The sequence below is a fragment of the Methylobacterium radiodurans genome (assembly GCF_003173735.1).
In the GTDB taxonomy this organism is placed as follows: domain Bacteria; phylum Pseudomonadota; class Alphaproteobacteria; order Rhizobiales; family Beijerinckiaceae; genus Methylobacterium; species Methylobacterium radiodurans.
This window is the reverse complement of the sequence record NZ_CP029551.1, coordinates 488,487-509,096: the sequence shown is the minus strand read 5'-3', so window position 1 is coordinate 509,096 and position 20,610 is coordinate 488,487. Positions and strand designations below refer to the sequence as shown.

Sequence of the window (20,610 nt, the reverse complement as noted above, 5' to 3'; positions counted from 1 at the left end):
TCGCTGGAGCGAGCCGGCAGGCGACGGTGAGGGAGCGGTTCCGGAAGAGCCTCCTCCGTTCAAGCCCCCTCACCGCCGCTCCGGCTTCGCCTGCGCTTCCCGCGGGCACGACAAGGTGCCCGCGGGCCTCTCCCCGCACAGCGGGGAGGGGGGAGCCGCCGCTGCCGCAGCGTCCAAAAACTCCGGCAACGAGAAAGGGCCGGCGGATCGCTCCGCCGGCCCTTCTCCGTTCGCGTGGTGCCTGGGATCAGGCGCCCATCGCGGTCTTGAGGTTCTGGTCGACCTTGTCGAGGAAGCCGGTGGTGGAGAGCCACCGCTGGTCCGGGCCGACGAGAAGCGCGAGGTCCTTCGTCATGAAGCCCGCCTCGACCGTGTCGATGCAGACCTTCTCCAGCGTGTCGGCGAAGGTGGCGAGTTCGGCGTTGCCGTCGAGCTTGGCCCGGTGCGCGAGGCCGCGCGACCACGCGAAGATCGACGCGATCGAGTTCGTCGAGGTCTCCTTGCCCTTCTGGTGCTCGCGGTAGTGGCGGGTCACCGTGCCGTGGGCGGCCTCGGCCTCCACTGTCTGGCCGTCGGGGGTCAGCAGCACCGAGGTCATCAGGCCGAGCGAACCGAAGCCCTGCGCCACCGTGTCCGACTGCACGTCGCCGTCGTAGTTCTTGCAGGCCCAGACGTAGCCGCCCGACCACTTCAGCGCCGAGGCGACCATGTCGTCGATCAGGCGGTGCTCGTAGACGATGCCGAGCGCGTCGAAGCGCGACTTGAACTCGTTCTGGTAGACCTCCTCGAACAGGTCCTTGAAGCGGCCGTCATAGGCCTTCAGGATGGTGTTCTTGGTGGACAGGTAGACCGGGTACTTGCGGTTGAGACCGTAGTTCAGCGAGGCGCGGGCGAAGTCGCGGATCGACTCGTCGAGGTTGTACATCGACAGCGCGACGCCGGCGTCCGGGAACTTGAACACCTCCTTCTCGATCACCGTGCCGTCGTCGCCCTCGAACTTGATGGACAGGCGGCCCTTGCCCGGGACCTTGAAATCGGTGGCGCGGTACTGGTCACCGAAGGCGTGGCGGCCGACGACGATCGGCTGGGTCCAGCCGGGGACGAGGCGCGGCACGTTCTTGCAGATGATCGGCTCGCGGAAGATCACGCCGCCGAGGATGTTGCGGATCGTGCCGTTGGGCGACTTCCACATCTCCTTGAGGCCGAACTCCTTCACCCGGGCCTCGTCCGGGGTGATGGTGGCGCACTTCACGCCCACGCCGTGGCGCTTGATCGCGTTGGCGGCATCGACCGTGACCTGGTCGTTCGTCGCGTCGCGGTGCTCGACGCCCAGGTCGTAGTACTCGAGATCGACGTCGAGATAGGGGTGGATCAGCTTGTTCTTGATCTCGGACCAGATGATCCGGGTCATCTCGTCGCCGTCGAGTTCGACGACGGGGTTCGCCACCTTGATCTTCGCCATGATCCGAGCGCCTTCCTGAGCCTCAGGCCTCTCCAACGGGCCTTCCGGGCGGCCTCCAGGCAAGCCGGATGCCGCGAACGGGGCCGTGCATAGCGTGCGCCGCAACAGGGGGAAAGGCGCGGGGGCAGGCCCGATGACAGGCTCGGGGGGATGTCAGGTGGTGCCTCCCACGGTCACTCCGCCTCCACCTGCGCCACCCGGTACTCCCGTCCGTGCCGGCAGTAGCCCTCGACGATGCGGGCCATCATGGCGCGCTTCTCGGCGTCGAGGGGCCCCAGGATGCGCGCCGGCCGGCCGCCCCAGAGGTGGCCGCCCTCGAGCAGCTGGCCCGGATCCGTGGTGGCGCCGGCCGCCAGCATCACCTCGTCGGCGATGACCGTGCCGGGCGCGACCGCGGCGCCGATGCCGATCAGGCAGCGGGCGCCGATGCGGCTGTCACTGACGCGCACGTTGTGGCCGATCGTGGTGTCGCGCCCGATCACCACGCCCTCGCCGCGGGTGCGGATCACGGTGTTGTCCTGGATGTTGGTGTCGGCCCCCACCACGATCGGGCCGACCTCGGCGTCGAGCGCGCAGGAGAACAGCACGCTCGCCCCCGCCCCGAGTCCGACACGCCCGCGCAGGCGCGCCGTGCGGGCGACGAAGACCGTCTCGTCGGCCTCGTGCGGCTCGGGCGCCGGGCTCGGCGGATTGTCGCTCATCGATTCGCGCAGGCGCTCGGCCCGCTCGGCGACGCCCGCCCGGTCGATCGGCCGGCGGGACTTGGCTGGACTGCCGCCGTAGACGAAGCCGGATTCGAGGCTCGCGCGCGGGAACACGGTCGTGCCCGCCTCGATCACCACGCCGTCGCCGATCGTGGCGCCGTCGAGGATCACCACGTCGTCCTCGATCACCACGTCGGAGCCCACGGTGCAGGCGTGGACCACGCTGTTGCGCCCCACCGTCACCCGGTCGCCGCAGACCGTGCCGTGCGTGAAGGTCGCGATGTGCACGGTCGAGCGCGGCCCGAGCCAGAAGCGCTCGCCCACCGTGACGCTCTGCCCGTCCGCCCGGATCACGCCGTCGTCGCCGATCCAGGCCTGGGCGCCGATCCGCGCGGCGCCGATCACGGTGCTGCCCCGGCCGCACCAGACCGGGCGGCTCGCGAAGTCCGGCAGGACACCCTCGTAGGGCAGGATCAGGTCGGGGCTCACGGGCTCGTCCTCACGGGCTGGTCCGCGCAGGCCGGTCCACGGCGGCGAACGATTCGTCAGATGATGGGGCGGCGGGCCTGCACCGGGGCGCCCGCCGTGCCATATAGCCGCCCGCGCCCCGGGTGTCAGGCTCGGGGCCGGACAGCCCCCGCCGCGCGTTGAGTGTGCATGCCTGCGTCTCCCCCGCTCGATCTCTTGCCTGATCCCGCGCCCGATCCCGTCAGCATCCAGGCCGAGCCCTTCTGCGTGGCCGCCGAGATCGCCCGGGTCGAGGCGGAGCACGGCGGCCGGGCCGGCGCCGTCGTCACCTTCACGGGTCTGTGCCGGGACGAGGGCGGGCGGCTGAAGGGGCTGGAGCTGGAGCACTATCCGGGCATGGCCGAGGCGGAGATCGGCCGGGTGGTGGAGGAGGCCCGCGCGCGCTGGCCGCTCCAGGCGGTGCGGGTGGTGCACCGGCACGGGCTCGTGGCGCCCGGCGACGGGATCGTGCTGGTGATCACCGCGTCGAGCCACCGGGTCGCCGCCTTCGAGGCCGCGACCTTCCTGATGGATTACCTGAAGACCCGCGCGCCCTTCTGGAAGCGCGAGCATCTCGCCGACGGCACCACGGGCGGCTGGGTCGAGGCGACCGAGGCCGACGACGCGGCGGCGGAGCGCTGGGCATGAGCGCGGGCACGACGGGGCGACGGGAGCGGAGCACGATGGCGCAGGACGGGACGGAGGCCCTGCGCGGGCCGGTCGGGCCCTGGCGGGGGGCGGGCCCGCTGGCGCTCTCGGGCATCGGCGTGGTCTGCTTCTGCGTCGCCCTGGCGCTCGCCTGGATGGCCGCCGACACGCTGCTCCTGATCTTCGCCGGGATGCTGCTCGGGGTCTTCCTCGACGGGCTGACGCGCGGCCTCGGCCACGTCCTGCCGATCGCGCGCGGTCTGCGGCTCGCGCTCGCCAGCCTCGTGCTGGCCGCCGCGGTCGCGGGCTTCGCGGGCCTGGGCGGCGCGACTATCGCGCAGCAGGGGCGCGAGCTCGGCCAGACGGTCGGTGCTCAGGCGGGCACCGTGAAGGACTGGCTGCAGCAGCGGGGCATCGACGTGCCGTTCCCGGGCGAGGGCGCCGCCGCGGACCAGGATCGATCCGACAAGGACCAGAGGGAGCCTGGCAAGGGCGGCCTCGGCGGCTTCGCCAGCAGCATCCTGAAGAATTCCGGCTCGCTGATCTCCGATGCTGGCAGTTTCCTGGGTCCCGCCGCCACAGTGGTGCTGGGCCTGTTCAACGCGCTCGGCAACGTCGCGGTGATCGCGTTCCTCGGCCTCGCCTTCGCGGCCGATCCCCGCAGCTACCGCGACGGGCTGCTGCGCTTCGTGCCGCCGCGCAAGCGCCCGCGGGGCACGGCCGTCCTCGACGGCGCGGGCGAGACCCTGCGGCACTGGCTGTTCGGCCAGCTCCTCACCATGGCGGTGATCTTCCTCTGCACGTGGGCCGGGCTCACCGTCCTGGGGATCGGCGGCGCGCTGATCCTCGGGCTGCAGGCGGGGCTGCTCGCCTTCGTGCCGACCATCGGCCCGCTGGTGGCGGGCGTCATCATCCTGCTGGCGAGCCTCGGCTCGGGCCTCAACGGGGTGCTCGGCGCGATGGGCGTCTACCTCGCGGTGCAGTGCCTGGAGAGCTACGGGCTGACGCCCTTCATCCAGAAGCGGGCGCTGGACATCCCGCCGGCCACGATCTTCGCCGGGCAGCTGCTCCTCGGCGTGATCTTCGGCCTCTGGGGCATCGCCCTGGCGCTGCCCCTGATGGCGGTGATCAAGGTGCTGTTGGAGCAGCTCTACGTGGAGGACACGCTGGGCGAGCCGGCCGACGGCTGAGGCCGGCGCCGCCCGCCCGCTCCAAGTCGCTCCGGCCGCGCGATGGCTCCCGCGATGGCTCCCGCGATGGCTCCCATGCGGGCCGGGGGCTCGATTCCGTGCGCGTGAGCGTTTAACGGGCGGCCAACGCTCTTTGCACAACCGGACGTCCGCGATGATCTCGTCTCCCCTGATGACCGTGATGGTCGATGCCGTGCGCAAGGCCTCCCGCGGCCTGCGCCGCGACTTCGGCGAGGTCGAGAACCTTCAGGTCTCGCGCAAGGGGCCCGGTGACTTCGTCTCTGCGGCCGACCGCAAGGCCGAGGAGGTCCTGCGCGACGCCCTGATGAAGGCGCGCCCCGGCTACAGCCTGGTTCTGGAGGAGAACGGGCTGATCGAGGGCACCGACAAGAGCCACACCTGGCACGTCGATCCGCTCGACGGCACCTCGAACTTCCTGCACGGCATCCCGCATTTCGCGATCTCGGTGGGGCTGGAGCGCGAGGGCCAGATCGTGGCCGGCGTGATCTACGATCCGGTCAAGGACGAGCTGTTCGTGGCCGAGCGCGGCAAGGGCGCTTACCTCAACAACCGGCGCCTGCGCGTCTCGGGCCGCATCGACATGGCGGACGGACTCGTGGGCTACGGCACGCCCTATCTCGGGCGCGGTAACCATCCGCGGCTCCTGCGCGAGATCGCGGCCGTGATGGCGGTCTCGGGCGGCACCCGCCGCATGGGCTCGGCGGCGCTCGACCTCGCCTACGTGGCCTGCGGGCGCCTCGACGCCTACTGGGAGCGCGACCTCCAGACCTACGATTTCGCGGCCGGCGTGATCCTGGTGCGCGAGGCCGGCGGCTTCGTCACCGCGGCGGACGGGGCGGCCGAGCCGCTCGCCTCCCGCTCTGTCTGCGCCGGCAACGAGACGCTCCAGCGCGAGTTGCTCACCATCCTGCGCAAGGCTCAGGGCTGAGCGCTCTCCGATTCGCCAGCCGGCGCGGTCTGCTCTATGGCCGTCGCCGCAACAGGATGCCTTGAGGAGAGTCCTCGCCCCATGGAAGCCCGCCGCCACGCCGCGCTGAAGGACTCGATCCGCTCGATTCCGGACTATCCGAAGCCCGGCATCATCTTCCGGGACATCACGACGCTGCTCAGCGATCCGCGCTCCTTCCGCCGGGCCGTCGATTCGCTGGTCCATCCCTTCGCAGGCGGGCGCATCGATCAGGTCGCGGGCATCGAGGCACGCGGCTTCATCCTGGGGGGCGCGGTCGCCCACCAGCTCTCCTCGGGCTTCGTGCCGATCCGCAAGCGGGGCAAGCTCCCGCACAAGACCGTCTCGATGGCCTACGCGCTGGAATACGGCACCGACGAGATCGAGATCCACGTCGACGCCGTGAAGCCCGGCGACCGGGTGCTGCTTGTGGACGACCTCATCGCGACCGGCGGCACCGCGACTGCGGCGATCAACCTGCTGCGCGGCATGGGCGCCGAGATCGTGGCCGCGTGCTTCGTCATCGACCTGCCGGAGATCGGGGGGGGGCAGCGCCTGCGCGACCTCGGCGTGCCGGTCCGAACCCTGATGGAGTTCGAGGGGCATTGAGGAACGCCTGACCATTTCCCGCAGGGCTCCGGCGCGGGGCCGGCGGCGCGTCGTCGCTTCGCAGGTTGCGAGACGGAATTGCCACCCGAGGTTGTTGAGTTGAGTTCTCTTCCAGCTCGGAATCGATAACCTGCCGGGGTATGCGCAGTTTGACAGGTTTGAGAATTTAACAGAGGCTTTTCATCTCTTCCGCTGGCGCGCGGAGATTGGGGCGCGCGCTGCGGGTTCGGTTCGATGTCTCACCTCACTGCGGTCGCCCTGCCCAGCGGCGTCGTCACGATCGGCCTCGGCTGGAGCCAGCTCGGCGCCAGGGTCCTTGTCCTGGCGCCGCTCGTGGCCAGCCTGAGCACGCTTGCCTGCGCCGTGCTTCTCAGCCGGCGCGAGAGCCCTGCCGCCGCCGGGCGCCGGATCCGCGACATCCGGGCCGGATCGCCCGAGGTCGATGACCGCCGCGCCGGACCGGTCGACCTGTGCCGCCGCCGCGCCTGAGGCCGGCAGCGCGCCGCGAAACGTTGACTTCGCCGCACCCTTCCGCCATAAGCCCGCCAGTCGCGTGGAGGCGCCCTGTTCGGGCGCCCTTCGCGTTTGCAGACACTCTCCAGGACGCGTGAAGGTCGGGCACACGGCAGCAGCCGTCCGCGAACGCGCCTCGACCCTGAAGGCATCGCCATGAAGAGAACCTACCAGCCGAGCAAGCTCGTCCGTAAGCGCCGTCACGGCTTCCGCGCCCGCATGGCGACCGCCGGCGGCCGCAAGGTGATCGCGCGCCGTCGCGCCCACGGCCGCAAGCGCCTGTCCGCGTAAGGCGGACCCCCTCGCGGCACCCGCCCGGGTGCCCGCGACCATCGAGGCCAGCGGGGTCGGATCGGCGATGTCGACGATCGAGCGGCTCAGGCGGCGGCCCGATTTCCTGGCGGCGGCCGACGGGCGCCGCTTCCATACCGAGCGCATGACCGGGCAGGGACGACTGCGCGACGCCGCGGACCCTGACGACCCGAAGGCTCTGCGCGTCGGCTTCACCATCACCAAGCGCGTCGGGCACGCCACGGAGCGCAACCGCATCCGGCGGCGCCTGCGCGCGGCCGTGGCGGCGGTGGCGGCCGATCTGCCCACAGTCCGGGCCGACGTCGTGCTGATCGCCCGGCGCCCGGCGCTCGACGCCGCCTTCGACACCTTGAAGGACGACCTGCGCCGCGCCGTCTCCGCGGTGGTCAAGCCGCGCGGACCCGACGCGCGCCCGCGTCGATCGGGTAAGCGCCCGGGCTCTGGCGCTCAGCCGAATCAACCCACACCTCACGGTCGCGCGGCGGGTTCACCCGCTCCGGCCGCGTCTCTCCCGCAACCCCTTCCGAACGCGTGCGGCGGTGTCCCAGATGGGCAATGACAAGACGAACATGATCGTGGCGATCGCCCTGTCGCTCGTCGTGCTCCTCGGCTGGAACTACTTCGTCGCCGCGCCGCGGGTCGAGCAGCAGCGGCAGGCCGCGCTGCAGAACCAGCAGGCGCAGACGCAGGCGCAACCTCCGGGCGTGAGCCCGGACGGCGTGCCCTCGCCCGCGCCGAAGGAGGGCGGCCCGGCCGCGCCCGTGCCCGGCACGAACCCGTCCTCCCCCGAGCCGCGCGACGCGGTGCTCGCCCGCTCGCCCCGCATCCGCATCGAGACCCCGGCGCTGTCGGGCTCGGTCGCGCTCAAGGGCGGCCGCATCGACGACGTGAAGCTCAAGGGCTACCACGAGACGGTGAGCGACAAGAGCCCGGAGATCGTGCTGTTCTCGCCCGCCGGCACCGAGACGCCGTACTACGCCGAGTTCGGCTGGGTCGGCCAGAACGCCGGCCCGCTGCCCACCAACGACACGCTCTGGACGGCGAGCGGCGAGACGCTCTCGCCCGGCATGCCGATCACGCTGAGCTGGGACAACGGCGCCGGCCTCGTCTTCCGCCGTATCCTGGCGGTCGACGACAAGTTCATGTTCACGGTCCGCGACGAGGTCGAGAACAAGGGCTCGGGCGCGGTGACGCTCTTTCCCTACAGCCTCGTCTCGCGCTGGGGTAAGCCGCACACGCAGGGATACTACGTCCTGCACGAGGGCATGATCGGCGTCCTCGGCAACGACGGCCTGCAGGAATACACCTACGACCACCTCGCCAAGGAGGGCGCCTACGGCGGCGCCAACACCAAGGGCAAGGCGTGGCAGAACGTGACCGGCGGCTTCGTCGGCATCACCGACAAGTACTGGGCCGCGGCCGCGATCCCGGACCAGCAGACCCCCTACACGGGTGCCTTCACCGAGCGCACGGACGGCCGCACCCAGGTCTATCAGGCCAGCGTGCGCGCCGACGGCCGCAGCGTCGAGCCCGGCGCCACCGTGGCCTCGACTCAGCGCCTGTTCGCGGGCGCCAAGGAGGTCAACACCATCAACGCCTACGAGAAGAACCTCGGCATCAAGCAGTTCGATCTGATGATCGACTGGGGCTGGTTCCACTTCATCACCAAGCCGATGTTCCGGGCGCTGGACTTCTTCTATCACCTGTTCGGCAATTTCGGCGTCTCGATCCTCGTCGTGACGGCGATCCTGAAGCTCTTCTTCCTGCCCATCGCCAACCGCTCCTACGTCTCCATGGCCAAGATGAAGGCCGTGCAGCCCGAGATGACCTCCATCCGGGAGCGGTACAAAGACGATAAGATGAAGCAGCAACAGGCGATGATGGAGCTGTACAAGAAGGAGAAGATCAATCCGGTCGCCGGCTGCTGGCCGGTGCTGATCCAGATCCCGGTCTTCTTCGCGCTCTACAAGGTGCTGTTCATCACTATCGAGATGCGGCACGCGCCCTTCTTCGGCTGGATCCAGGATCTGGCCGCGCCCGATCCGACCAGCATCCTCAACCTGTTCGGCCTGCTGCCGTTCGCGGCGCCCGACATCGTGCACCTCGGCATCTGGCCGATCATCATGGGCATCACGATGTTCGTGCAGATGAAGATGAATCCCGCGCCGCCGGACCCGGTCCAGGCGCAGGTCTTCACCTTCATGCCGATCATCTTCACTTTCATGCTCGGCTCGTTCCCGGCGGGTCTGGTGATCTACTGGGCCTGGAACAACACCCTCTCGGTGATCCAGCAATACGTCATCATGCGCCGCAACGGCGTGAAGGTGGAGCTGTGGGACAACCTCAGGGGCACGTTCCGTCGCGGCGCGTCGAAGAGCGCCGCCGCCAAGAGCTGACCCGCCAAGAGCTGAGACACACCAAGAGCTGAGACACGCTTCGTGACCCAGACGGACGATGACAAGGAGGCCGGCCTCGTCGAGGCCGGCCGCCTGCTGTTCGCGGGCAGTGCCGATTTCTACGCGGCCGCCCAGACCCTTGACCGGCTGCCGCCGATGGAGGATGTCGAGATCGCCTTCGCGGGCCGCTCGAACGTCGGTAAGTCGAGCCTGATCAACGCGCTCACCGGCCGCAACACCCTGGCGCGCACCTCGCACACGCCGGGCCGGACGCAGCAGCTGAACTTCTTCAAGGTCGGCCCGCGGCTCAGCCTCGTCGACATGCCGGGCTACGGCTACGCCGCGGTCGAGAAGGCGAAGGTCGAGGCCTGGACCCGGCTGATCCACGACTACCTCAAGGGCCGGGCCAACCTCGCCCGCGTCTTCGTGCTGATCGACGCCCGGCACGGCCTGAAGAGCCTCGACACCGACGTGCTCGACGGCCTCGACAAGGCCGCGGTGAGCTACCAGATCGTGCTGACCAAGGCGGATGCCTTGAAGAAATCCGAGGTCGCGAGCCGGCTCGCGGGCATCGAGGCCGCGCTCGCCCGCCGCCCGGCGGCCTTCCCGCAGGTCATCCTGACCTCGAGCCGCGACGACAGCGGCGTGCCGGAGCTGCGCGCGGCGATCGCCCGCCTGCTCTCGGAGCGCGCCGCGTGAGCCTCGCAGACCGCCTGATCGTGGCGCTCGCCGCGCTGGCGGGCGGGCTCGGCGTCGCGGCCTCCGCGGCGGCGGCCCACGGGACGGGCACCGACGCGCTGAAGACCGCGGCGCAGTTCCTGCTCTTCCACGCACCCGCGATCCTGGCGCTCGCCGCCCTCGGCGGCGCCGGGCTGACGCGGGCGCTGCCGACGCGGCTCGCCGCCCTCCTGCTCCTCGCCGGCCTCTGCCTGTTCAGCGGCGACCTCGCGCTGCGGGCGCTCTACACGAGGCCGCTCTTCCCGATGGCCGCGCCGATCGGCGGCACGGCCCTGATGGCGGGCTGGCTCGCCGCCGCGCTCGCCGCGCTCATTCCGACGCGTCGCTGAACGCGTCCGGATAGGCGAACAGTCCCGGCACGCCGCCGGTCATCACGAACAGCACTGCCGAGCCCGCGGGGTAGAGCCCGGCGCGGATGTCGTGCAGCAGGCCCGCGAAGGCCTTGCCGCTGTAGACGGGGTCGAGCAGCATCCCCTCTGTGCGCGCCATCAGCCGCACGGCCTCCCGCATCGCGTCGGTCGGAATGCCGTAGCCGGGGCCGCGATGCGCGCCGTCGAGCACGATGCCGTCCGCCGCGATCCTGGCGCCGGGCTTGATCAGGTCGAGCGTGGCGTTGGCCTTCTCCAGCGTCTCGGCGAAGGCCTGCTCCGCTTCCGCCAGCACGGCGTAGGACTTGGCGAGCCGCGGGTTCCGGCCCGTGGCGGCGAGGCCGGCCGCGAGGCCCGCATGGGTGCCGGCGCTGCCGTTCGGCACCACGATCTGCGCGAGATCGAGCCCCATCGCCTCCGCCTGCCCGAGGAGTTCGGCCGCGCAAGCGGCGTAGCCGAGGCAGCCGACCGGGCTCGACCCGCCCGCCGGGAAGACGTAGGCGCGCCGTCCCTCCGCCTTCAGCGCCTCGGCCCGCGCCTGCGCCGCCGCGAGGTTGTCGGCCTCGCGCGGCAGCTCGTGGACGCTCGCTCCGAACAGGTCGTCGAGCAGGCGGTTGCCATTGCGCCGGTAGGCCTCCTGCTCGCGCGGCACGCTGCGGGTCAGGAACAGCTCGCAGGCGAGGCCGCTGCGCGCCGAGGCCGCCGCGGTGAGGCGGGCATGGTTCGACTGCAGGGCGCCCACCGTGATCGCGGTGTCGGCGCCCTCCTGGCGGGCGGCGCCGAGGAGGAATTCGAGCTTGCGCAGCTTGTTGCCGCCGCCGCCGAAGCCCGCCAGGTCATCCCGCTTCACGAACAGGCGCACGCCGTTCAGCGCGTCGCCGAGTTGGCGCGTCAGCCCGGCCAGCGGCTCGATCGGCGTGGGAAGGCCGAGGAGCGGCAGGCGGGGGAAGCGGGCGAGGTCGAGATCGGCCATGGCCGAGCTGCGCCGCTCCGCGCTCGCCTGTCAACGCCGACGACGCTCATTCGGCCGCCGAGAGCGGCTCCGTCCGCGTCCGCTGACCCTTGCCCCGGGCGGTCTCGTCGAGCGCGTCGGTGAACTGGAGGGCGGCGAGCTGGGCGTAGAGCGCACCCTGGGCGAGCAGGCTCTCGTGCGTGCCCTCTTCGACGATCCGGCCCTCGTCCAGCACGAGGATGCGGTCGGCGGCGCGGATCGTGGCGAGCCGGTGGGCGATGACGAGGGTGGTGCGGCCCCGCATCAGGGTGTCGAGCGCCTGCTGCACGGCGCGCTCCGATTCGGCGTCGAGCGCCGAGGTCGCCTCGTCGAGGAGCAGGATCGGCGCGTCCTTCAGGATCGCCCGCGCGATCGCGATGCGCTGGCGCTGGCCGCCCGACAGCGTCACCCCGCGCTCGCCGATCTGAGTGTGGTAGCCCTGGGGCAGGGCGTCGATGAAGCCGGCGGCGTGGGCGAGTTCGGCCGCGCGCCGCACCTCCGCCTCGCCGGCCTCGGTGCGGCCGTAGCGGATGTTCTCCATCACGGTTCCGGAGAACACGGTCGGGTCCTGCGGCACCAGCGCCATGCGGGCGCGAAGTGCCTCCGGATCGACGCGCGACACGTCGATTCCGTCGACCAGCACGCGCCCGCCCTGCGGGTCGTAGAAGCGCAGCAGCAGCTGCAGCACCGTGCTCTTGCCGGCGCCCGAGGGCCCGACCAGGGCGATGCGCTCGCCGGGCGCCGCCCGGAAGTCGAGGCCGTCCAGCGCAGGGCGCTCCTCGCGGGTCGGGTAGGCGAAGCGCACGGCCTCGAAGGTCACGGCGCCGCGGGCCGGCGCGGGGAGGGCGGCAGGCTCGGCGGGGCGCCCGATCGCCGGCTCGGCGGCCAGGATCTCGGCGAGCCGCTCGGCGGCGCCGGCCGACTGCGCCATCTCGCCGTAGACCTCTGAGAGCTGGCCGAGCGCGCCCGCGCCGAACACCGCGTAGAGCACGAATTGCGAGAGCTGGCCGGCGCTCATCTGGTGGCTGAGCACGCCTTGCGCCCCGTACCACATCACCCCGACGACGCTGGTCGAGATCAGAAATATGGCGACGCCGGTGAGGAGCGCGCGGGCCCGGATCGAGTCTCGGGCGGCCCCGTAGGCCTCCTCGGAGGCCTCGGCGAAGCGGGCGGCGGTGGCTTCCGAGCGGCCGAAGGCCTGCATGGTGCGAACCGCGCCGACGGCTTCCGCCGCGTAGGCGGAGGCGTCGGCCAGCCGGTCCTGCGCGGCGCGCGAGCGGCGGCGCACGCCGCGGCCCGAGACGATCAGCGGGAAGACGATGAGCGGGATGGCGGCCAGCACCATCACCGAGAGCTTCGGGCTCGTCACCACCATCATGACGACCGCACCGATGAACAGGAACAGGTTGCGCAGGAGGATCGAGATCGAGACCCCGAACACCGCCTTCACCTGCGTGGCGTCGGCGGTGAGCCGCGAGACGATCTCGCCGGACTGCGTGCGGTCGAAGAAGGCCGGGTCGAGCACCGTGAGGCGCCGGAAGACGGCGCTGCGCAGGTCCGCCACCACGCGCTCGCCGAGCGTCGTCACCGTGTAGGTGCGCGCGGCCGAGGCCAGGGCCAGCACCGTGACGACGCCCATCAGCGCCAGGAAGTAGGCGTCGATGACGGCCGAGCCCTCCGCCGAGAAGCCGTGGTCGATCACCCGGCGCATGGCGATCGGCACCACCAGGGTGGCGGCGGAGGCGGCCATCAGCGCGACGAGGGCCGCGACCATGCGGCCGCGATAGCGCGCAGCGTAGGGGAGGAGGGGGCGCAGGGCGCTGAGCGATGCCTTGCCGCGGCCCTCGGCCCCGCGTGTTGTCTTACCCATGGCGTTCCGTTCGGATCCCACCCTGTACGAGTGCGCTTGTTCGCGGACGGAGCCTGGGATATACGCGCGGCTTCATCCGATTGCGCGTGTTGAATGGCCGCGGGCCTCTGAGACGGGCCGGTCGGCGTTGCACGAGCCGTTGCCATGAACCCCGGGTTCATTGCAACAATTCCAAGAACTCCAGGTCAACCCGGCGGGACGGGGCGAGCCCCCGATCCCGGACGGCACTGCAGGGACAAAGGTCATGGCGAAGGACGCGGCCGCGAAGGCCAAGGGTACCGAGCACCCCGACTACCACTTCATCAAGGTCGTGATGACCGACGGCAGCGACTACCGGACGCGCTCGACCTACGGCAAGGAAGGCGACACGCTGAACCTCGACATCGATCCGCTCACCCACCCGGCCTGGACCGGCGGCGAGCAGAAGATGCTCGACCGCGGCGGCCGCGTGTCGCGCTTCAACTCGCGCTTCGGCAACCTCGTCGGCCGCCGCTGAGGGCGGCGCACCGGTCCTCGGACCGGGCGCGGACGGGACGGATCAGGGGGCGGCTCCGCAAGGAGCCGCCCCTTTTTCGTGTCCGGACGAGGATCCTGGGGAGCGCGGCGATCGGGCCGGGACCCGGGACCGGGGATCGCGGGTTCTGAAGGGACGGTCGCCGAGGGGCCGCCGCCGCGTGCCGCGGCGGATGCCTCTTGCGCCGCGTCCCGTCTCCATCGCGCGTTCACCCCTGAGCATCCATGGCCAAGCGGAAGACCAGAGCCGAGACCCAGACCGAGTCGGAGGCGCCGCTCGTGCCGACCGGCGCCCTGGCGGTGGCCCTGCTGGGGCTCGCCGGGCAGGGTGCGCCGCTGGTCCACGTCGCCCGCGACGAGCGGCGGCTCGAGGCGATCGCCGCTATCCTGCGGGCGCTCGATCCGGGGATCGGCATCGCGATCCTGCCGGGCTGGGACTGCCTGCCCTACGACCGCGCCTCGCCCTCGCGGGGCGTGATGGGCGCGCGGGCCGGCGTGCTGCGCTGGCTCACCGATGCGGCGAACCGCCCCCACATCGTGCTGACCACGCCGCCCGCCCTGATCCAGCGGGTGCCCCCGCCCGCCACCTGGGCCGACGCCCGCGTGGTGATCCGCGTCGGAGACAGTCTCGACGCGGAGGCGATGACGGAGGCCCTCCGGCGCCTCGGCTACATCCTCGACGACCGGGTCGACGAGCCCGGCGAGTTCGCGATCCGCGGGCGCACCCTCGACGTCTTTCCGGCCGCCTCCCCGCTGCCCTGCCGGGTCGAGCACGACGGCACCCGGGTCGCCCAGATCCGCGCCTACGACCCGCTCACGCAGCGCTCGCACGCGCAGACCGAGGAGCTGGTGATCGACCCGGCCACTGAGATCATCCTGCCCCCGGGCTCGGAGGAGCGCCTGCAGCCCTTCACGGGCCAGGAGCACGGGCTGGCCCGGTTCTACCCGGCCCTCGCCTCCCTGCTCGACACGCTGCCCGAGGCCCGCCTCGTGGTCGAGGCGGGGGCCGAGGCGCGGACGCAAGCCTTCTTCGAGCAGATCGCCGACGGGCGCGAGAGCGGCGGCGCGGGGAGGGGCAAGGACACGGGCAAGGACAGGGGCAAGGACAAGGACAAGGACAAGCCGGGCGCCGACCCGCTCTACCTCGCCCCGAAGGAGTGGGCGCGGCTCCTCCGGGAGCGCGCACTGGCCGCGGCGACCGAGGCGGCGGACGTCTCCCTGCCCGCCTTCATCCGCCAGGCCCGCCCGACCGCGGCCTTCGCCAAGACCCTGCGGGAGCGGCTCAAGGCCGGCGACCGGATCGTGCTGGCCGGGCCGGAGCGGGCGCTCCGCCGCCTGGTCCGGCAGGCCGAGCGCTCGGGCGAGCGGCGGGTGCGGCCCGTCGCGGACTGGGCCGCAGCCGAGGGCGCCAAGCCGGGCGAGATCGTGGCGCTCGAAGCGCCCCTCGATGCCGGCTTCCGGGTGCCCGAGGCGGGGCTCAGCGTGTTCGCGGCGGCCGACCTCTACGGCCATCATGCCGGCGGCTCCGGGCCGCGGGCGGCCAGCCTGCCGCTCGGCGAGGTGGAACTGCGCACCGGCGACGTCGCGGTCGACCGCGACAACGGGCTCTGCGTGTTCGAGGGGCTGGAGCGCGTCGGCGCGGGGGAGGCCCTGCGCCTGCGCTTTGCCGGCGACGACGTGCTGATGCTGCCCGTGGATCAGGCCGACCGGGTCTGGCGCTACGGCTCGGACCCGGAGGCGGTCGGCCTCGACAAGCTTTCTTCCGCGTCCTGGCGCCGGCGCCACAGCGAGGCCGAGGCCACGATCGCCCGCACCGCCCGCGCCATGGTGGCGCTGGCCGGCGAGCGCGCCGAGGCGCGGGCCCCGGTCCTGCGCCCGCCGGAGCGCGAGATGGAGCGTTTCGGCGCGGGCTTCGGCTTCAGCCTGACGCCGGACCAGGCCGCCGCCACCGACGCCGTGCTCGCCGACCTCGCGTCCGGCCGGCCGATGGACCGGCTGGTCTGCGGCGATGTCGGCTTCGGCAAGACCGAGGTGGCGCTCCGCGCCATCGCGGCGGCGGTCTTCGCCGGCAAGCAGGTCGCGCTGGTGGCGCCGACCACGGTGCTGGTGCGCCAGCACATGCAGACGCTGGAGCGGCGGTTCGGTCGCTTCGGCATCGCGGTCGCGCAACTCTCGCGCCTCGTCGGCCCGGCGGAGGCCCGGCGCGTGAAGGCGGGGCTCGCCGACGGCTCGATCCGGATCGTGGTCGGCACGAACGCGCTCGCGGGCAAGGGCGTCGCCTTCGCGGATCTCGGCTTGACCGTCATCGACGAGGAGCAGCGCTTCGGCGCCAAGATGAAGGAGTCCCTGCGGGCGCTCGCGGGCGGCGGCCACGTGCTGACGCTCACCGCCACGCCGATCCCCCGCACCCTGCAATCGGCGCTGGTGGGCCTGCGCGCCCTCAGCGTGATCGCCACGCCCCCCGCGGTGCGCCAGCCGATCCGCACGGTGATCGCGCCCTTCGAGGCCGAGACGGTGCGGGCCGCGCTGATGCGCGAGCACCGCCGCGGCGGCCAGAGCTTCGTGGTCTGCCCGCGCATCGAGGACCTGGAGCCGATGGCGGAGCGCCTGAAGGCGATCGTGCCGGACCTCGCGATCACCCTGGCGCACGGGGCGATGAAGCCGGCCGAGATGGACGCCGCGATGATCGATTTCGCGGATGGCACGGGCGACGTGCTGCTCGCCACCTCGATCATCGAGAGCGGGCTCGACGTGCCGCGGGCCAACACGATGCTGGTCTGGAACGCCGAGCGCTTCGGGCTCGCTCAGCTGCACCAGCTGCGCGGCCGGGTCGGGCGCGGCCAGCGCCGGGGCGCGGCCTACCTGCTGAACGATCCCGAGCGCCCCCTCTCGGCCGGCGCCGAGAAGCGCCTGCGGACGCTGGAGGCGCTCGACCGGCTTGGCGCCGGCTTTACCATCTCGGCGCGCGACCTCGACCACCGCGGCGCGGGCGACCTCGTGGGCGACGCCCAGGCCGGCCATGTCCGGCTGATCGGGCTCGGCCTCTACCAGCACGTGCTGCAGCTGGCGCTGCGCGCCGCCAAGGGCGAGCCGGCGGAGGATTGGCGGCCGGAGATCAACCTGGGGCTGGAGGGCGCGATTCCCCCCGACTACATGCCCGAGCCCGAGATCCGGCTCGGCCTCTACACCCGCCTGCTGCGGGTGGGCTCGCCGCAGGAGATCGACGCGCTCTGCGCCGAGACCGACGACCGCTTCGGCCGGATGCCCGAGAGTGTCGAGACCCTGGTGACCCTGGCGCGGCTGCGGGTGCAGTGCGGGGTCCTCGGGATCAGCCGGCTCAGCGGCGGCCCGCAGGGCGTGGCGGCCGATTTCCGGGACGGTCGCCGCGCGCGGGCGCTGGCGCTCGACGGCGACCTGACCGTGCGGGACGGCCGGGTGATCCTGAAGCGCCCGGCGGCGGACGCGGCCGAGCGCGGCCGCCTCGCCGTGGAGCTCCTGGAGCGCGTCGCAGAGGCCTGCGAGGCGGCGTGAGGGCCCCGAGACCCGCCTAACCGGCCTTGGGGAAGGGCCCCGCATGGGTGAAGTCGCCGATCGGGCGGCGGCCGTTCGGGGTCTCGCGGGTCCGCTCCTCCTCGGTGAGGTCGTCCCACGCCACCGCGCGGCCGACCGCGTAGGCCGCCTCGATCCGATGGTGCTCGGGCAGGTTCAGCGCCTCGGGCGCCCGGGCATGGTCGAAGCCGCCCATGCCGTGGACGTGCCAGCCCTGGCGGATCGCCTGGAGCTGGAAGGCGAGCGAGGCCGCGCCCGCGTCGAGCGAGTGGCTCCACGAGGGCTTCAGCTCGTCGCCGACCTTCATGCGCGCGCTCGAGACCAGGAACAGGATCGCGCCCGTGTCCTTGGCCCATTTCTGGTTGCCGGGCACGAGAAGCCCCAGGAACGCCTCCCAGTTGGCGTCGCCGCGCAGCGCGTAGAGGAAGCGCCAGGGCTGCGAATTGTAGGAAGAGGGCGCCCAGCGCGCCGCCTCGATCATCCGCTTCAGCTCGGCTTCCGGCAGGGCCTCGCCGGTGAAGCGGCGCGGCGAGCGGCGCGCCAGGAAGAGCGGGTCGATGTCGTGGTCGGGCTGGCGGGGCGTCGGCCCGGTCGTCGCGTCGGTCAAGGTCGGTCTCCAGTGGCAATCGATTTCGATCGGAGACCGATCCGTTGCGCCGCGCAAGATGGCGGCGGCCCGCCGGCCCCGCCTACGGCGCCTTCAGCACGGCCCGGCAGGCGGCGGGCAGGGCGGCCATCGTCATCGGGGGCCTCGGCTTCGGCTTCACCTTCGGGGGCTTGGGGTTCAGCACCGCGTCGCTGAACCAGTAGGCCAGCTCCTCGCCGCAGCCGTCGCCGGGCGGGGGCGGCGCCTGGTCGTCGCAGGCCCCCTGGCCGGCCGGGCAGGCGAGCCGGATGTGGAAATGGTAGTTGTGCCCGTACATCGGGCGCACCTTCGAGAGCCAACGGCTGCCCCCGGCCTCGCGGCAGAGCGCCCGCTTGATCGCCGGGTTGACGAAGATGCGCGCCACCTCGGGCTGCTCGGCGGCGAGCCGGATGATGCGGTGGTGCTGCTGGGTCCAGACCGCCGGGTCGATGTCGAGTCGGTCGTCCCGCACCACGTTCGTGGCCGACATCTCCTCGCGCTCGGCCCGGGTGAGGCGGCGGTTCGGCATCGGGGTCAGCCAGATGTCGGCATCGAGGCCGAGCTGGTGCGAGGCGTGGCCGGTCAGCATCGGGCCGCCGCGGGGCTGGGACATGTCGCCGACGAGGAGCCCCGGCCAGCCGACCCGCGGGGCCTGGTTCGCCAGCCGTTCCAGGAAATCCACGAGCGGCGGGGTGCCCCACATGCGGTTGCGTGAGAGCCGCATCACCTGCCAGGTCGCCCCGTCCACGGGCAGCGCCTCGCCGCCCGAGAAGCAGCCCTTGGCGTAGGAGCCGTAGGCGTGGGCCGGACCGCCGGTCGGCCCGGTGGCGCGCCCGAACAGGGCCTTGGCGGGGGTCGCGGGATCGTCCGGGTTGGCGAGGGGCGGCAGCGGCTTCGGGGTGAGGGTGCCCCGGTCCTGCGCCTGGAGCGGGCCGCCCGCCAGGAGGATCAGGGCGGCGGCGAGAGCGAGGCGCGGCGTGATCGGCATCGAGGCTCCGTCTAGCGCGTCGAGCGGGCGGGCGTCGAGAGCCCGCGCGGCAGACAAGTCTGCCGGCGCAAGCTTGCCGGGCCCTGGTGCCGCGGCGGGGCAACCCTCTGGCGGCCCGCCGGACCTCAGCCCGAGACCGGCCCGCACCAGCCCGGCAGGTAGCCCGCGTCCTGCGACTTAGCGAGCTGCAGCGCGTTCTCCAGCGCCTCCGAGAAATCGGCCTCGACGCGCTTGGCCTTCATGTTCCGGCGCAGGAAGTCGGCCCAGAGGAACTCGCTGAAGGGCGTGGTGTCCTTGGCGAAACCCCCGGCCCGGCGCAGCTCGCCCGCGAGGCTGCGGAACGGGTCGTCGACCAGATCCGCCACCGCCTTGGGGATCTCCTTGAAATGCTGCCGGACTCCGTCCGCGTCGTAGGGGTGCGCCCAGGACTTATGGTCGCACACCGTCCAGAAGGCGTCCTTGTCGAGCTTGTGCAGGTCGGCGACCACCGTGACGAGCACCGCCTCGACGCCCTCCAGCTGGAGCGCGCGAGAGAGGTGGTGGTGGTCGATGACGTAGTGGCGCTTCTTCGGTCCCAGCAGCGTCGGGATCATGTGCGAGCCGAGGAACTTCTCCTTCTTCTCGGAATCGTGCTCGCGCCAGCGGCGGCGCTTCTCCTCCACCTCGCGGTGGCCCACGGTCATCTGCGTCGGGCGCAGCTCCGCGATCGGCACGAGAGTGAGGATCGGTTCGCGCGGTGCCATGATGCTCTCGGAAACCCCGGTTTGTGTGACCGGGGCGCATCTGTCACGCGCGTCCCTCCCCGGCCAAGCCGCGGTCGTTCACGTTCGCGGGAGTCCGCGCGCGACTCCGTCAGTACCGGACCGTCAGGGCGGTGAGCCAATCGGGCGAGGCCGCGACAGCCCAGGCCTCCGCCCGCTTGTCGAGCCCGCTCAGCACGAGGAATCCGAGAGCCGCCAGCAGGGCGCCGAGCGCCGTCCGCGCGCTTTGCCCGAAGGCCGCGAGCCCGCCCCGGCGGCGCGCCAGCGCCCCGTGCGAGAGAAGGCCGAGCAGCAGCAGGGGCGCAGCGGCTCCGAGCCCGAAGCCGAGCATCGTCAGCGCCACCGCGCCGAGGTTCTCGCCCCGCGCCGCCAGCAGCGAGGCGGCCCCAAGGGTCGGCCCGACGCAGGGGCTCCAGGCCGCGCCGAGCAGGAGGCCGACGCCGAACTGCCCGGCGAGGCCGCGGCCCGCCACGGTGCCGAGCCGCGCCGCCGCCCAGGCGCCCGCGGGCCCGAGCGCCGCGGAGAGGCGGGCCTGCAGCGGCGGCAGCATCAGCACGAGGCCGAGCGCGACGAGGAGCACCGCCCCGAGGCTGCGGAAGACGTCCCCGTCGAGCCCGATCGCGAAGCCGATCGTGGCGACGAACAGGCCGATCCCCGTGAAGGCCAGCGCCAGCCCGGCCGCCAGCGCGAGGGGCCCGAGCCGGTGCTCCGAGGCGGCGGCGGCCAGTACGATCGGCACCAGCGGCAGCACGCAGGGCGAGAGCGTCGAGAGGAGACCGGCCAGGACGGCGAGGCCGAGGGTCGTCAGCATGGGAGTTCCTGGTGCGGCCGGGCGCGGCCGCCTCGGGTCTTCGCCCGCGGGGCACGCCGGGTTTCGTCGGCCGGGGGACTCGGATCCT

General features: G+C 72.3%; 20 protein-coding genes. 12 read left to right on the top strand and 8 right to left on the bottom strand.

Translation table 11 applies throughout. From position 1 onward, the window contains the following. Positions 1-247 precede the first annotated feature (247 nt). The gene (locus DK427_RS02260) at positions 248-1,462 is read right to left on the bottom strand and encodes an NADP-dependent isocitrate dehydrogenase (RefSeq protein WP_109949841.1); all 1,215 of its coding nucleotides are present in this window, start codon (positions 1,460-1,462) and stop codon (positions 248-250) included. 173 nt (positions 1,463-1,635) lie between these two features. Beyond that, positions 1,636-2,655 carry a gamma carbonic anhydrase family protein gene (locus tag DK427_RS02255; RefSeq protein WP_109949840.1) on the bottom strand — a complete coding sequence of 340 codons (1,020 nt, stop codon included), beginning with the start codon at positions 2,653-2,655 and terminating at the stop codon, positions 1,636-1,638. Positions 2,656-2,823: 168 nt separating this feature from the next. Between DK427_RS02255 and DK427_RS02250 the strand changes: the two genes are divergently transcribed. From DK427_RS02250 to DK427_RS02205, 10 genes are all read left to right on the top strand, one after another. Further along, entirely contained in the window at positions 2,824-3,321 is a 498-nt protein-coding gene (locus DK427_RS02250; RefSeq protein ID WP_109949839.1) for a molybdenum cofactor biosynthesis protein MoaE, read from the top strand. Positions 3,322-3,356: 35 nt separating this feature from the next. Next, positions 3,357-4,511, top strand: a complete 1,155-nt coding sequence (locus DK427_RS02245) for an AI-2E family transporter (protein ID WP_109949838.1) — start codon at positions 3,357-3,359, stop codon at positions 4,509-4,511. A 154-nt stretch (positions 4,512-4,665) separates the two neighbouring features. Further along, a complete protein-coding gene (locus DK427_RS02240) occupies positions 4,666-5,460 on the top strand; it encodes an inositol monophosphatase family protein (protein WP_109949837.1) in 795 nt (264 codons plus the stop codon). 81 nt (positions 5,461-5,541) lie between these two features. Beyond that, positions 5,542-6,087 (top strand): adenine phosphoribosyltransferase, encoded by a 546-nt coding sequence (locus tag DK427_RS02235; protein WP_109949836.1) that lies wholly within the window; start codon positions 5,542-5,544, stop codon positions 6,085-6,087. 234 nt (positions 6,088-6,321) lie between these two features. Beyond that, the gene (locus DK427_RS02230) at positions 6,322-6,576 is read left to right on the top strand and encodes a hypothetical protein (protein WP_109949835.1); all 255 of its coding nucleotides are present in this window, start codon (positions 6,322-6,324) and stop codon (positions 6,574-6,576) included. Between the two features lie 180 nt (positions 6,577-6,756). Further along, positions 6,757-6,891 carry a 50S ribosomal protein L34 gene (rpmH, locus tag DK427_RS02225; RefSeq protein ID WP_007558110.1) on the top strand — a complete coding sequence of 45 codons (135 nt, stop codon included), beginning with the start codon at positions 6,757-6,759 and terminating at the stop codon, positions 6,889-6,891. Positions 6,892-6,958: 67 nt separating this feature from the next. Beyond that, entirely contained in the window at positions 6,959-7,471 is a 513-nt protein-coding gene (rnpA, locus tag DK427_RS02220; RefSeq protein ID WP_109949834.1) for a ribonuclease P protein component, read from the top strand. Next, positions 7,461-9,308 carry a membrane protein insertase YidC gene (gene yidC, locus DK427_RS02215; protein ID WP_109949833.1) on the top strand — a complete coding sequence of 616 codons (1,848 nt, stop codon included), beginning with the start codon at positions 7,461-7,463 and terminating at the stop codon, positions 9,306-9,308. Before rnpA ends, yidC begins: the two co-directional genes overlap by 11 nt. A gap of 42 nt (positions 9,309-9,350) precedes the next feature. Then, positions 9,351-10,007 (top strand): ribosome biogenesis GTP-binding protein YihA/YsxC, encoded by a 657-nt coding sequence (gene yihA / locus DK427_RS02210; protein WP_109949832.1) that lies wholly within the window; start codon positions 9,351-9,353, stop codon positions 10,005-10,007. Then, the gene (locus DK427_RS02205; RefSeq protein ID WP_109949831.1) at positions 10,004-10,375 is read left to right on the top strand and encodes a DUF423 domain-containing protein; all 372 of its coding nucleotides are present in this window, start codon (positions 10,004-10,006) and stop codon (positions 10,373-10,375) included. The genes yihA and DK427_RS02205 overlap by 4 nt, the downstream gene beginning before the upstream one ends. Here DK427_RS02205 and DK427_RS02200 read toward each other — a convergent pair. Together DK427_RS02200 and DK427_RS02195 are read right to left on the bottom strand one after the other, a co-directional pair. Continuing rightward, positions 10,356-11,387: a D-cysteine desulfhydrase family protein gene (locus tag DK427_RS02200; protein ID WP_109949830.1), complete on the bottom strand. Its 1,032-nt coding sequence runs from the start codon at positions 11,385-11,387 to the stop codon at positions 10,356-10,358. The genes DK427_RS02205 and DK427_RS02200 overlap by 20 nt on opposite strands. Positions 11,388-11,433: 46 nt before the next feature. Next, positions 11,434-13,275 carry an ABC transporter transmembrane domain-containing protein gene (locus DK427_RS02195; RefSeq protein ID WP_109949829.1) on the bottom strand — a complete coding sequence of 614 codons (1,842 nt, stop codon included), beginning with the start codon at positions 13,273-13,275 and terminating at the stop codon, positions 11,434-11,436. Positions 13,276-13,519: 244 nt separating this feature from the next. Between DK427_RS02195 and rpmE the strand changes: the two genes are divergently transcribed. Continuing rightward, positions 13,520-13,771 (top strand): 50S ribosomal protein L31, encoded by a 252-nt coding sequence (rpmE, locus tag DK427_RS02190; protein WP_066924693.1) that lies wholly within the window; start codon positions 13,520-13,522, stop codon positions 13,769-13,771. 242 nt (positions 13,772-14,013) lie between these two features. Continuing rightward, positions 14,014-17,319: a DEAD/DEAH box helicase gene (locus DK427_RS02185; RefSeq protein WP_109949828.1), complete on the top strand. Its 3,306-nt coding sequence runs from the start codon at positions 14,014-14,016 to the stop codon at positions 17,317-17,319. A 16-nt stretch (positions 17,320-17,335) separates the two neighbouring features. Here DK427_RS02185 and DK427_RS02180 read toward each other — a convergent pair whose 3' ends face one another. From DK427_RS02180 to DK427_RS02165, 4 genes are all read right to left on the bottom strand, one after another. After that, positions 17,336-17,944, bottom strand: a complete 609-nt coding sequence (locus DK427_RS02180) for a nitroreductase family protein (RefSeq protein WP_109949827.1) — start codon at positions 17,942-17,944, stop codon at positions 17,336-17,338. A gap of 82 nt (positions 17,945-18,026) precedes the next feature. Continuing rightward, positions 18,027-18,950 carry a penicillin-insensitive murein endopeptidase gene (mepA, locus tag DK427_RS02175; RefSeq protein WP_109949826.1) on the bottom strand — a complete coding sequence of 308 codons (924 nt, stop codon included), beginning with the start codon at positions 18,948-18,950 and terminating at the stop codon, positions 18,027-18,029. A 125-nt stretch (positions 18,951-19,075) separates the two neighbouring features. Further along, a complete protein-coding gene (locus tag DK427_RS02170; protein WP_109949825.1) occupies positions 19,076-19,693 on the bottom strand; it encodes a ParB-like protein in 618 nt (205 codons plus the stop codon). Between the two features lie 109 nt (positions 19,694-19,802). Further along, positions 19,803-20,522, bottom strand: a complete 720-nt coding sequence (locus DK427_RS02165; RefSeq protein ID WP_109949824.1) for a cytochrome c biogenesis CcdA family protein — start codon at positions 20,520-20,522, stop codon at positions 19,803-19,805. Positions 20,523-20,610: the final 88 nt, after the last annotated feature.